The 13,727-nt window shown below is 37.3% G+C and carries 11 protein-coding genes; all 11 read left to right on the plus strand.

Annotated elements, in window-relative coordinates; all coding sequences use genetic code 11:
• Positions 1–48: 48 nt before the first annotated feature.
• The 11 genes from AAFF35_RS13455 (at position 49) to AAFF35_RS13505 (ending at position 13,715) form a co-directional block, all read left to right on the plus strand.
• Positions 49–981, plus strand: a complete 933-nt coding sequence (locus tag AAFF35_RS13455; protein WP_342333033.1) for a hypothetical protein — start codon at positions 49–51, stop codon at positions 979–981.
• A gap of 138 nt (positions 982–1,119) precedes the next feature.
• The gene (locus tag AAFF35_RS13460; RefSeq protein WP_342333034.1) at positions 1,120–2,184 is read left to right on the plus strand and encodes a hypothetical protein; all 1,065 of its coding nucleotides are present in this window, start codon (positions 1,120–1,122) and stop codon (positions 2,182–2,184) included.
• The gene (locus AAFF35_RS13465) at positions 2,181–2,876 is read left to right on the plus strand and encodes a hypothetical protein (protein ID WP_342333035.1); all 696 of its coding nucleotides are present in this window, start codon (positions 2,181–2,183) and stop codon (positions 2,874–2,876) included. The genes AAFF35_RS13460 and AAFF35_RS13465 overlap by 4 nt, the downstream gene beginning before the upstream one ends.
• Positions 2,877–2,944: 68 nt before the next feature.
• Entirely contained in the window at positions 2,945–3,364 is a 420-nt protein-coding gene (locus AAFF35_RS13470; RefSeq protein WP_342333036.1) for a type II secretion system protein, read from the plus strand.
• Between the two features lie 56 nt (positions 3,365–3,420).
• Complete coding sequence (locus AAFF35_RS13475; protein ID WP_342333037.1) at positions 3,421–3,885, plus strand: hypothetical protein; 465 nt, start codon at positions 3,421–3,423, stop codon at positions 3,883–3,885.
• 7 nt (positions 3,886–3,892) lie between these two features.
• The gene (locus AAFF35_RS13480; protein WP_342333038.1) at positions 3,893–5,323 is read left to right on the plus strand and encodes a GspE/PulE family protein; all 1,431 of its coding nucleotides are present in this window, start codon (positions 3,893–3,895) and stop codon (positions 5,321–5,323) included.
• Entirely contained in the window at positions 5,323–7,284 is a 1,962-nt protein-coding gene (locus AAFF35_RS13485; RefSeq protein ID WP_342333039.1) for a type II and III secretion system protein, read from the plus strand. Before AAFF35_RS13480 ends, AAFF35_RS13485 begins: the two co-directional genes overlap by 1 nt.
• An 82-nt stretch (positions 7,285–7,366) precedes the next feature.
• A complete protein-coding gene (locus AAFF35_RS13490) occupies positions 7,367–8,479 on the plus strand; it encodes a hypothetical protein (protein WP_342333040.1) in 1,113 nt (370 codons plus the stop codon).
• 1 nt (position 8,480) lies between these two features.
• The gene (locus tag AAFF35_RS13495) at positions 8,481–9,035 is read left to right on the plus strand and encodes a hypothetical protein (RefSeq protein WP_342333041.1); all 555 of its coding nucleotides are present in this window, start codon (positions 8,481–8,483) and stop codon (positions 9,033–9,035) included.
• A gap of 296 nt (positions 9,036–9,331) precedes the next feature.
• Positions 9,332–12,796 (plus strand): hypothetical protein, encoded by a 3,465-nt coding sequence (locus AAFF35_RS13500; protein ID WP_342333042.1) that lies wholly within the window; start codon positions 9,332–9,334, stop codon positions 12,794–12,796.
• Between the two features lie 94 nt (positions 12,797–12,890).
• The gene (locus tag AAFF35_RS13505) at positions 12,891–13,715 is read left to right on the plus strand and encodes a hypothetical protein (RefSeq protein ID WP_342333043.1); all 825 of its coding nucleotides are present in this window, start codon (positions 12,891–12,893) and stop codon (positions 13,713–13,715) included.
• Positions 13,716–13,727: the final 12 nt, after the last annotated feature.

Below are 13,727 nucleotides of genomic sequence, written 5' to 3' on the forward strand. Positions count from 1 at the left end.
GTAGCCGAATTTGAATGGAACTTAAATCAAAAAACAATAAATAAATACATGAAAACGCTAAGCACAATCTTTTTTATCATTTTCTTTGCATCGACATCCTATTCCAATGCTGCCACTGGTAGTTTTAAGGTAAACGGTGATGGAACTAAATTTTACCCCGTAATTTTTACTGACGGTGGCTGGAATAATAATGTTCCAACAGAATTGTTTCTTGGAAGATCTAACGTTCACACGGATGTATCGTGGTTGGGTTCATTGATCTCAAAATTCACATTTCATACAAGTAGTGGGGGACACCAGTCAAGTTTTATAAATGCTGATATCAGGCAAGGTTATACTTCGTTTATAGCGGGCTGGAAAGATGTTACTGCGGCAGAAAGTCACCAAAGAATTATTATCTGGCTGAAAGGAAATACGACCTATTTTTACAATAGTAACTATGATGTCAGCCCTTTAGTATACGATGGTGTTGCAAATTCCCTCATCTATACAGAGATGAATGCTACCACTTCAACAGCAATACCGCATACTTTTAAAACAAGTATCGATTATTATGTAAATCCACAGGGAGTATCTCATAGCAATTCTGCTTACTTTGCTGGTACGGGGTTTAACTTTTTTCAGGGGCACGTTGGGATTGGTGTAATAGATACAAAAGGGTATAAACTGGCAGTAGCTGGTGGCATCACTGCGGAATCTGTTAAAATTGAATTGCGTTCTCCCTGGCCTGATTATGTTTTTGCAAAATCTTATAAATTGCCAGGTCTGCAGGATACAGAGCAATTTATTCAAAAAAATGGCCACCTGCCTGGAATTCCTTCTGCTTCAGAGGTGAAAATGAATGGAATTGAATTGGGAAGTATGAACGCGAAATTATTGGAAAAAATAGAAGAGCTTACCTTATATATGATAGAAATGAAAAAGGACAATGAGCAGCTCAAGAAAAGAGTCGTGGAATTGGAATTAAAAAACAATAAATAGGTTAGCTGAAACTCTCTCACAATCAATCGAAATCTTGATGTCAAAATCAGACCAAAAGATAAAAAATACTCACAGCGAAATTGCATAAAAAAGATAAGAACTAATTGTTCATTATATCAATAAATCATAATTATTAAAATGAAATATTATTTCAAACTCATCATTATTTCTTTTATTATCTCGGCGGTTTATCTCCCGAAAGTACATGCTCAAAACATTCTTAATCTTCAGGGATGGGCAATAGGAACAGGAAGTTCAGGTATATTTGGCGCCAACGGTCAGGAATCAGAAAATTTAAGAGAATGGGGGGAGGGCCCCAGGGGAGAGCGTGCGATATTGTGGAAAGCAAGCCCCGATGGAAACACTGACGCTGATGGGGGATGGAATTCTGATGTTTTTCCAATAAGTAATATCAATATGTATCGATTCGCAGTCTGGATTAAGAAAACAAATTCCAATACTGGAAATACCTATCACGGTTGTTCGAACGTATTGAATTTAGATGGTACGAGTAATGATAACCCGTATTTCTGGTTTGGTGTATTGCCTGAATTAAATAAATGGTATTTGTTGGTTGGTTACGTTCATGCAAGTAATGATGCATCTGTCATTAACTATGGTGGTATTTACGATGGCACAACAGGGACTAAAGTGTTAGGTATTACAGATTTTAAATTTTCATCAACAGCTGTAAATGCCAACCATCGTGCCTATTTGTATTATGACCCCAATGTAAGTAGCAGGCAATTTTTTTATGCACCAAGAGTTGATCTGGTCAATGGAAATGAGCCAACAATCGCTTCCTTATTAGGCTTGCAGGGAGTTTCAGGAGATTTGACTTATTTCCCGGGGAAGGTGGGAATTAAAACATCAGTTCCTGGTGATTATGAGTTGGCAGTTAAAGGTAAAATTCGGGCGCAGGAGATAAAGGTAGAAGGAGGTATATGGCCTGATTATGTATTTGAAGATAATTATAAGCTATTGTCTCTACCTGATCTTGAAAAGTATATTAAGCTTAACAAACATTTGCCATCAATGGCACCGGCAAAGAAAATGGAATCTGATGGTGTTTCATTAGGTGAAACCAACAGAAAGCTTCTGGAGAAGCTGGAAGAGGTTACTTTACATCTAATCGATCTCGATAAAAAGATTAGTCTTTTGGAAAAAGAGAATACAAAACTGAAAAAAGAAAAAATCAAATGAAAAATAGAAGCAAGCATTTCAGGAGGTTATCGGTATTAATTTTCTGTTTTGCACTTTCTGCAAAAGGGCAGAATAAATTAATGTTTCTGGATTCGAGGTCTGTGGCTACGAGTCCTGATTCTTATTTAAAGTCGTTTGAACCACATTTTAAGCTTGGAAGTAGTATAGGCTTGGGTTATACCGGAAATAACTCATATTATGCGGTACTGGGATTTCGCTCCTGGGGCGATAATTCCGGAGGGAAAGCTCATGAGCTAGCATTTTCTAATGATGGTAGAATCTTTCTCAGATCTGGAAATTCTCCAAATTGGGAAGGTTGGCGCGCACTCTTGGTTAGCAATGAACAAGGGTTTTACGGGATAGGTACCACTACTCCTACAGAAAGGCTTTCTGTTAATGGTAAAATTCGGGCGCATGAGATAAAAGTAGAAATGGCCAACTGGCCTGATTTTGTATTCAAAAAGGATTACCCTTTAATGACTTTGACAGAACTTGATTCATTTATTCAATTGAACGGTCATTTGCCAAACATGCCCGCTGCAAAAGAAGCAGAAAGGGATGGAGTAGACTTAGGAGAGATGAACAGGAAGCTTTTGCAAAAAATAGAGGAGCTAGCCTTACATCTTATCGAGAAAGATAAGCAAATTTATAAACTAGAAAAAAGAATCATTAAACTAGAAAGTGCGGACTAAATTTTATTTTTTTATTACCCCATGATTATACAGAAAATGAGTTAATTTCGTAAAAATTATCATTGCTTATGAATAAACAGTTACTTAAGAGAAAAGTAAAAGCCTATACACTTACAGAGATCCTCGTTGTACTCGTGATCATTGGGATTCTGGTACTGTTGGCTTTACCGAATTTGCTTCCATTAATAACGAAAGCTAAAAGTACAGAAGCAAAGGTCCAACTGGAACATGTGGCAACACTGGAGAAGAGCTATTTCTATGAAAAATCTAAATATAGTGCTGACCTTACAGAAATTGGTTTTATACAGGAAAAGTTAACCACTGATGGTAAAGATGGAAGAGCAAACTATAAAATAGAAGTCGTAACGGCAACGAACAACGCCTTTCTTGCACGTGCAACAGCTGTTACAGATTTTGATGGTGATGGAACATTTAATGTTTGGGAAATTGATCAGGATAAAAATCTGAAAGAAGTCGTGGCTGATTAATGGTTTCTTTACAAATTATCGTGTTCCTATCTCTGGTTTTTATTTTTTATCAGGATATGCGCTACAGAGCTGTTTACTGGATTTGTTTCCCGGTGTTGGCAATGTTGTTGTTCAATTTGAAATATAGATTCACAGGTTTCTTAAATGGTCTCACAGATGCAGGATATGGTTTGTCATTCCTGCTGATTCAATTTTTGTTTTTATGGATCTATTTCTCTGTGAAGAACAGGAGAATGATCAATCTTACCAATGATTATTTGGGTTTGGGAGATATTTTGTTTTTAATTGTCATTACATTTTACCTGTCCCCTGGAAATTATGTTCTTTTTTATATCGGCAGTTTAATTTTGGTGCTGATCTACGCAATTTTGCAGAAATATTCCCTGGAGAAAAAAAGCAATAAACACATCCCATTGGCAGGTTTGCAGGCGATGTTGCTCGCTTTATTAATGATAACTGACCATTTGTTTAATGCATTTACTTTATATAGTGATAGCTGGATTTATATTTTAATGAGTTGATCAATAGATGAGTTTAGAAAATCAAGAATTAGATCCGATATTTATCCATTCGATAAGTAAAGAACAGGCCTGGCATTATCGCATTCTTCCGAAGGAAAACGATCCTGAAAGAATGGTTTTCCTTTGTGATGAAGGAATGGAACTTCAGCAATTGTCTGATGAACTGGAAATTTTACTTGGTAAGAGCATTTTTCTTGAAGAGCGCTCTTCTGAAATCATTAGCACTTTACTGCATAAACATTACCTTAAAGAGAATGGACAGCACCAGTTTCAGAAGACGGTAACTGCGATTGAAGGTGATGGTTTTCTGAATGATTTAATCCGGGAAGCAAGGAATCTGAAAAGCAGTGATATTCACATAGAAATTTATGAGGAGCGTTGCAGGGTACGGATCCGTATAGACGGAATGATGGTGGAACGCTATGTACTTAAAAAGACGGAATATCCTGCCCTGATCAATAAGATCAAAATCATGTCTAATCTGGACATTGCCGAAAAGAGACTCCCTCAGGATGGCAGGATAAATTTTAGAAATGGTGAAGAGCAATTCGACATCAGGGTTTCAGTTTTACCCACATTACATGGGGAGAAGGTGGTACTGCGTTTACTGAATAATAATGCTGCGAATATTGACCTGAACCACGTTGGTTTTTCTGATTTCGATCTGGAAAATTATCTCCAGGGTGTAAAAAGACCAAATGGAATCATCCTCATCAGTGGACCAACGGGTTCAGGTAAGACCACTACTCTGTATGCTACACTAAAATACCTGAATAAAGAGACCAGAAATATATTAACAATTGAAGATCCTATTGAATATACTCTTCAGGGAATTAACCAGGTACAATTAAAGGAAAGCATCGGACTTACGTTTGCTTCTGCTTTAAGAACTTTCCTGAGACAGGATCCTGATGTAATCATGGTAGGGGAGATCCGTGATCCTGAAACGGCTAATATGGCCATCAGGGCAGCATTGACAGGTCACCTGGTACTTTCTACAGTGCATACCAACTCTGCCTGGGGAACAGTATCAAGATTAATGGATATGGGAATTCCGTCATTTTTAGTAGCGAATACCCTGAATACTTCCGTCGCACAGCGACTGTTACGGTTGTTGTGTAAAAAATGCCGCGAAAAGGTCCCATTGGATCCTGCTGCTTATCCAAAACAATTCAAGCCTTATACTATCGTAAACGAACATTATATAGCCAAAGGCTGTGAGCATTGTTATTATACTGGATATAGTGGAAGGAAAGCCGTTTATGAAGTTATTCCGCTGGATCAGGAATTAACCTTTGAGATTAAACAAGGGAATATGCACATTAACCCTTTGTTGGAGGCCAGAGGAATTAAAACACTGGGAGAAAATGCTTTTGCCCTTTTTGCCTCCGGAGAGACCACTATAGAAGAAATTTACCCGTTACTTTTTACAAGCTAATGAAGACGCTTAAAATTAATACATTCCGATTTATATTTACCACCGTTTGTATTTTATCGGTATTCCTGCAAGTTAATGTCACAAATGCACAGGGAACTGCCGATTCAGAACGGGATCGATTGGTGGAGAACCGATTGAGAAACCTTGCGATTACTGTTCCGGGCCTCAACCAAAAGGTTCAAATGAATGTATCCAATGTTTCCGTTCAGGAGTTTCTGCGTGCATTGGCACAAGCCAACAATCTGAATATTAATATCGATCCAAATCTGGATTTCAAGATTTACAATAATTTCACCAACGAAACCGCATTGAATGTGCTGATCTTTCTAAGTAAAGAACATGCTTTGGATATCAACCTTGTTGGATCAATTATGTCGGTGACCAAGACCCGGCAACCGAAACCTGTAATTCCGGTAAAAGAGATTAAGGCCAGTTATAATAGTCAGAACAATACGCTGACGTTAGAATTGAATAATGATACCCTGGGTCTCGTAGCCCGTAAAATCACGATGTTATCACAAAAAAATGTAGTTGTTCCAAGTACACTACTGGAAAAAAAAGTAACCGCTTTCTTTTCTGATGCTCCTTTTGAAACTGCTTTGGAAAAAATGGCATTTGCTAATGATCTGAAAGTGGTTAAGACGAACGATAATGTGTATGTTTTTGAGTCTTTGGCAGAAGGTGAAGAGTTATTCATAAATAGTGAGAAGAATACTTCGGTCAGAAGGAATCTCAAACCGTTAAATGTGGGTGGGAACTCTGCACCGGGGAATTTTAGAATTCAAAGCAGGACTGCTGAAGGGAAGAAACTGATCAGCATCGATGCGGTAAATGTTCCGATATTGGATGTGGTAAAGAATGCGGCTCAGGAGAACAATTCTAATTATTTTCTGTATTCAGACCTTAAGGGAAGCATTACTTCCAGAGTAAATGACATCAGCTTCGATCATTTGCTAACTTCCATTTTTCAGGGAACAGAGTATACCTACAGGGTAGAAAATGGGATCTACCTGGTTGGTGATCGAAAAATTGAGGGATTAAGATCCCATAGGTTGGTTCAGCTACAAAACCGTTCGATCGATACCATTCAGAATATGATTCCAACAGAATGGAGGAGAGGTGTGGAAATTAAGGAATTCAGAGAACAAAATACCATCCTTTTATCTGGTTCCTCTCCACAGATTACTGAAATAGAAGGTTATATCAAAAAACTGGATAAACTTGTCCCAATGATATTAATTGAGGTTACACTGATTGACATCCGGAAAGGAAAAAGCATAAAGACCGGAATTTCTGCAGGAGTATCAGATACGATGAAAACTGGAGGAACAGTGTTTCCCGGACTGAATTATACTTTCGGTGCCAATTCCATCAATAGCTTTTTGTCTATGCTCGGTCGGAACAACTCTATTAATCTGGGAAAGGTGACTCCTAATTTTTACGTCAAATTAAGTGCCCTGGAGAACAATAGTAATGTGGAAATCCGCTCAGTTCCTAAGCTCTCCACTTTAAACGGACATACTGCAAACCTTAGCATTGGAAGTAAAAGATATTATAGCACAAAAACACAAAATGTAATTCCATCACTAACCAGTCAGACTTTAATTACGCAACAGTTTACAGCAGTGGATGCGAATCTGGAAATAAAAATCAAACCTACTGTTTCAGGAGATGACCAGGTGACTTTAAAAATTAATGTGGATATATCTGATTTTATTGGTAACCCTCCTGATGACGCACCCCCACCAACTTCTACCAGTAAATTTGAATCTATTATCAGGATGAAAAATGAAGAAATGGTGGTCTTGGGAGGTTTGGAGCGGACAGAAAAGAGCGAAGGGGGAGAAGGAGTTCCATTTTTATCAAGAATACCAATTTTGAAATGGTTGTTTAGCAGCCGAAGTAAATCTGATAATAAAGTCGTTACCGTTGTATTTATTAAGCCAACGATCATTTATTAATATGAATACGGTTGTGAGTACTGGTGCAGAGATACATTTAAAGCCTGATGGAACATGTTTCGTTAGGCTGGTTAAACTTTCTTTGTCAAAAAAACTCGTACAGATTGAAACTAAGAAAGAGTATTCAGGAATCCTGTCGGAGGTTTTAACAAATGATATTTCCGGACCGTTAGCACTTACGATTACTGGTAAAGGATTGTTAATCAAAAAAACAGCAAGGTTAGAGCAGGTTACAGAACAGGGACTTCAGCATCTTTTTCCTCAAATGAAGTTATCTGAGTTTTATGTTCAGCATTTTCCTACAGGTGCTCATTCATTTATTACCATTATAAGAAAAGAGATTGTCGATGCGATTATCTCTGCCTTTAAAGTAAAGCAAGTAGATATACTCCTGTTAAGTCTTGGTCCTTTTGTAGTTGACCAGGTAATTCCTCAAATTAACTCGTATGGGGAGCAATTGAAATTTGATGGGCACCAGGTTACTTTTGATGGAGATAAAAACTGGCTGGAGTACTTATTTGCATTAGATGTAAAATCTGGATTTCCGCTGAAGATTGATATGGAACATATGCCGGAAAATTATCTGCTAGCCTATGCTTCTGCCTTTCAGCTGATGCTTCATGAGCAGCTGAACCTCATAGAAGTTCTGTCGGCTGAAATCAAACAAAATTTGGTTGATTACTCCGCGAAGTTGAAATTTAAGAAGTATGGAATGCTGATGCTTATGTTCTTCTTTGTCTTATTGATGATTAATTTTTTGGTGTTTAATTATTATAATTCGGACAATCAGGAGTTGATGAGTAAGGCTGGTCAGAAATCTTATGTTTTTGAGAACCGCCAAAAGTTGGAAGCAGATGTGAAGATAAAAGAAAACACGGTACAGAAATTAGGTTGGAACAAGGGGTATTCTTATGCTTATCTCTGTGATCAAATCGGACAAACTTTACCGAAGGAAATTAAGCTGGAGGAAATGCAGGTCAATTCACTATCGGGCACTGGTTCCGGGCTTTTGAAAGTGCCTCAGCTTGATAATGGAAGCATGAGAATAAAAGGAGAAACAAGCAGCATTTATGCAGTAAATAATTGGATTTATACCTTAAAGGAAAAACAATGGGTAAAAGAAGTGAAGCTGGAAAAATATATGACTGACGATCAAAAAGGAGCTCAGGTTTTTACATTGTTTTTAAGTTATTGATATGTTGCCTAAACTAAGTTATATCCAGAAGAATAAGCTGTTGCTGCCATCGTTGGGAATTGGTCTTTTGCTCAGTTGGTTCCTGGCTTTTAGTAAGACTTTCGATGCAATCACGCTTCATCGGAAATTGAATGCGGAGTCCGTTCAGGAAAACGATATCTCTTTTAATCCGGTTTATGTTCAGCGTAAACAAGCAGCACTCGATCGGATTTTAAAAGGATACCAGGTGGGAGAAGAATGGAGTGATCTGTTGTGGATGCGCGGATCTGAAATTGCTGCCAAACAAAATGTTGGTATTGAGTATACTGCTGGAAAGACTGTCGCAGAAAGCGATAGCACGAGTGTTGGATTGGTTCAATCTCTGCAATTTTATGGGAATTTTGTACAGCTGGTAAAGTTAATCGATACCTTGGAAAGGTCTTCTGGAATAGGAAAAATTTCTGCAATGCAAATTAAAGCTCCCAAGCAAGATTTATTGGATGAACAGGTGGGGGAAAATATGTTAAAATTAGACTTTAAGGGACTGCGTGATACCTATTTAAAGAGACGATTGTAATGGCAAGCGAAAATATCTACATCCAAAACTGTACTTTACTGTTTTTTTTTATATCCTAGAAGTAAATTAAACGCTACCTATGCGGTCTATGTTACCATTCTATTGGGAATTATTTTTTTAACGAAATGTGTTATTTGTGAATTGTCACTCCCATCTTATCTGAAATGTATTTTAAGTTTTCTGATCGGCTATTTGTTGAAAATCAGAGGAATTACCTTAAGTAGTCTAGGTAGATTTCTTTTGAGAAATATTACGAAATCCATAAATAAATTTATATTAATAATTAAATGTGATATATGTTAAGTAAAAATGCCTATAGTTTAAAAATGTTGATGGTTACCATATTCTTTTTGACAGGATTAGTAGAATCTAGTCTTGGCCAAAATCAACCTGGCAAACAATCTAGTGGGATAATGCCCAATATAATGCCTGTTTCACCTGAGGCTTCTTCGTTAGGTAAATATGGAGAATGGCCTGTCTCTTATTATACTGGTACAACCAGTATATCCATACCAATATATCAAATCGAAACAGGAGGATTTGTACTTCCGATTCAGCTTTCCTATCATACTGGTGGGGTTAAAATAGATGAAATTCCTTCCTGGGTGGGAACAAATTGGACGTTAAACGCAGGAGGGGCAATTACACGAAGTACAGTGGGCCTGCCTGATGAAGAGGACAATGGCTTTTTAACGCGCAATCTGCGAGGACAATTTAGAAGCTATTATGACATATATAAAGAAAAGGATTATGTTGCCTTAAAGAGAATATCAGAAAATGTGATCGATACTGAACCGGATCTTTTCTTTTATAATTTTGCAGGTCAGTCGGGTAAATTTTATTTTGATAAAGAGGGTAATTTTCAGGCGATTCCTGTGAACTCTTTAAAAGTTTTGAATTCTCCTATTAAAAATCCACAAATAGCTTATTGGGAAATAGCTGACCAAAATGGAAATGTATTTTATTTTGGTACAGGGTATACAGGTTCAAGCGGTGGGGGCCTAGAGTTTTCTTCGACTTTTACGAGACCACAATCTGGTGGATCTCAAACTGTTCTGGAAAGTGTCTCTGCCTGGTATTTAACGAAAATTGTGTTAAAAAATAATGCTGATGTTATCTATCTTGACTATAATGATAAAACCGAAAGTTATAAAGCACCTCCTGTGTATTCTTATAAAATGTTAGATAATGGTGGATCTGGGCCAGTTGAACATGCCAATGTGTTTCTTGCTGAAAGAGTCTCAAATTATAAAACCTTCCTTGGTCTTGAGTCTATACTAAGAAATGGAGTCATTGATAATGGAAATGTTTATTCTCCAACAACGGTAAATATTTTTGGAAAATCTCAATTAAACAAGATTCGATGGAGTGGCGGAGAATTGAATCTGGAATCGCTTATTGATCGTGAGGATATCCTGGGTAAGAATCTAACTAAAATATCAATACTTAACCATACAAGCGAAAAATTTAAGGAAGTTAAGTTTTTCTATTCTTATTTAAATGAACGTTATTATTTAGATAGCCTCGTCGAATATGGCGCTGTCTCAACCAGGAAATCCAGTCATAAATTTGTTTACGAATCTCCGGAATTGCTGCCAAAAAAACATAATAGTTCTCAAGATCACTGGGGATATTATAATCAGAGCGGTAACCAGCATTTGCTTCCGTTTGACCCCATATTTCAATCTTCTTTATTAAATGCGAATAGAAATCCGGATCAAACCTTTATGAAGTTTGGAATATTGAAGCAAATTGTTTACCCCACAGGAGGGATTACAAATTTTCAATATGAGGCCAATGTGTATCGTTCTGATGAAGTGCTTGGTGGAGGGGACCCGGACCAACCCTATGTTGGCGCTTCTTTAACGTTGGTTGCTTCCGAACCGCAGTCATCTGTTTATAACAGAGTAGCTGATTTTATCATTGGACGTAATAATGAACCGGTAAGGGCTGTGCTTAATTTTAAGAATTATGGTAAACCTCCAAGAAAAGAAGCGGGAGTTCTTCCTATTGTAATGGTCCAGAAATTATTTGGAAATGCCTATCAAACGGTGAGTTCCTGGGATGCATATGATAATACGCCGGCGATTCCCGTAGCTAACGGTAACGGTCTTTATGATTTTGAGGTTACTAAAAATATTAACTTAGATTCCGGAACTTATCGTATAGTTACTGATTTAAAGCCTGAGACGTTTGGGCTTGGGGATCCTCCCGCTATATGGCCTGAGGTTAAAGTTTATTTTAATTACACGACACCCTCTGGTGAAAATGGAGGGGGGATCACTCCTGGTGTACCTACTTATGCAACCGGTGGTGGTTTAAGAATAAAAGAAATTAATAATGCAATTGATGGTAATATCGTAAGCCGTAAACAATACACTTATCAGGATGGACAGTTGCTTTTATTTCCAAAATATGTTCATCAATATGGCGAAGAGGTTACCCATCTGTTCCCTCTTAGTTATTGTACGTATTTTTTCGCTCGCTACCGAGAGATTACCAGTAGCAGTCAGGCTATTTTAGGATTTACCCAAGGTTCGCCTGTCGGGTATAAATATGTAACTGAAAAGGATGTTTCACCGCAAGGAGATGATCTTGGCTATACTAAATATAATTACTCATTTGTTCCAGATGAATTTAACAGAGTTATACTACATGATGCTTTTTGGTATATTCAGAATGTCAATAGAACATTTCCAGTAAATAGCCATGAATATAGAAGAGGTCTTCTACTCGGAAAGGAGGTGTTTAAAAGAAAGGACAATGGTAGTTATATCAAAGTGTCAAATCAGAGAAACGGATACGAATTTAACGATGGAGATTTATCAAAAAGATTTAATAGACTTGAAGGGTTCAGAGTGAAAAAGATGATAGATATGAACTATACCTGTGGTCCAGAATTCGATGGAGTAAAAGTATTCGATGCATTTTATAATTGTTTTGCCTTTTGTAGTTATTATCTCTTTACGGGCTGGGTACAAACTCAATTTACAGAAGAGACCAGCTACGATCAAAATGGAGAAAATCCTGTGGTATTAAAAACAGATTTCATCTACGACAATCCGCTTCACCTGCAGGTTACAGGTAGTGTAACTACTAATAGTGCTGGGAAAACAGATACTCAGGAATCCTCATATCCACATGAAATGGTTAGTTCTGGTAAAGATCCTAATGGTATTTATCAAAACATGATTACAAAGAATATAATTAGTCCTGCTGTTGAACAAAAAAGGAATAATAATGGCGTAGTTTCTTTGAGCAGAACTAATTATTATCAACCTTATCCGAATGTGTTTGTACCTCAAAGTGTAGAAAAGCTCAATGATGCTTCCGGATTAATGGAGGTGGTGCTAAGATATTATGACTATAATGCAAAAGGTAATGTTATTTCTCTTTCCCAGGAAAATGGTCCCAGAATAACCTATTTGTGGAGTTATAATGGTAAATATCCTGTTGCTGAAATAAAGAATAGTGATTATGCCGCTGTGAAAGCCATTTTAGGGCAAACAGCAATAGATGCATTTCTCAATTCGAATCCCGATAAGACTGCGGTAGACAATTTAATTAATCCATTGAGAAAGGGACTTCCAAATACACAGATTAATAGCGTTTCTTATAAACCATTGATTGGTGTCACAAGTCAGACGGATGCTAAAGGGCAAGTAACTTATTATGAGTATGATAGCTTCCAACGATTACTGAATATTAAAGATCAGTATGGGAATATTGTTAAATCATACAAATACCATTTTAAAAATTAACCCCCCACAATTGGGAGCGAAATATTTCAGGCTCTTCTCTATTTGTAAATAACCTTATACAGTTTTAAACACGAAGATATACAATAAATTTTTAATGAAAATCAATACAAAAACAGGCTTTTTAGCCCTTTCTATTTCTCTGGGTAGTCTTGCCGTAAAGGGGCAAACGAATAGCTTTCCCGCAAGTGGAAATGCCGGAATCGGAACCGCTGCTCCGACAGATTTACTTGAGATTAATTCAGGGACTGCAAGGAAAGGAATTACAATTAAAGGAGATGGTACAGGTGGTGTGTTCAATGATATTTTGTTTGCCAATAATATTAAACCAGATCCAACGCTGCATAAAGTACATAGTTGGGTGATGAGTCATCGGAAAGACGGGTATTTTACCAATGGTCCAATTGGAGAGTCTTCTCTGGAATTTTATGCATTACGGACTAACAGTTATTATGCACCATTAAGTTTTAAATCCAACGGAGATGTAATTCTTGTTTCAAATAAGAATGCGGTTTCGGGAAATGTGGCCATAGGAACAACTGATACCAAGGGTTATAAACTGGCGGTAAACGGAAATATCAGTGCAAAGGAAATTAAAGTCGAAGCTACTGTATGGCCTGACTATGTTTTTGATGCAAGTCATCAATTTTTACCTCTTCGGGAGCTGGAAGACTATATTAAACTCCATAAGCACTTACCTGAAATTCCTTCTGCTGCTGAAGTGAAAAAAGATGGAATAGCCTTAGGGGAAATGAACAAGCTACTGCTGAAGAAGATTGAGGAACTGACCTTATACCTGATTGAAAAAGACAAAGAAATATCAGAATTGAAGCAGGAGCAATCTAAAATTGCAGATCAGGAAAGCCGGATCCATAGGCTTGAGCAGCTGATGCAACCAGTTAAAAAACAAGCTGGATTATAGAAATGAACTTCA

The sequence above is a fragment of the Pedobacter sp. FW305-3-2-15-E-R2A2 genome (assembly GCF_038446955.1).
Taxonomy (GTDB): domain Bacteria; phylum Bacteroidota; class Bacteroidia; order Sphingobacteriales; family Sphingobacteriaceae; genus Pedobacter.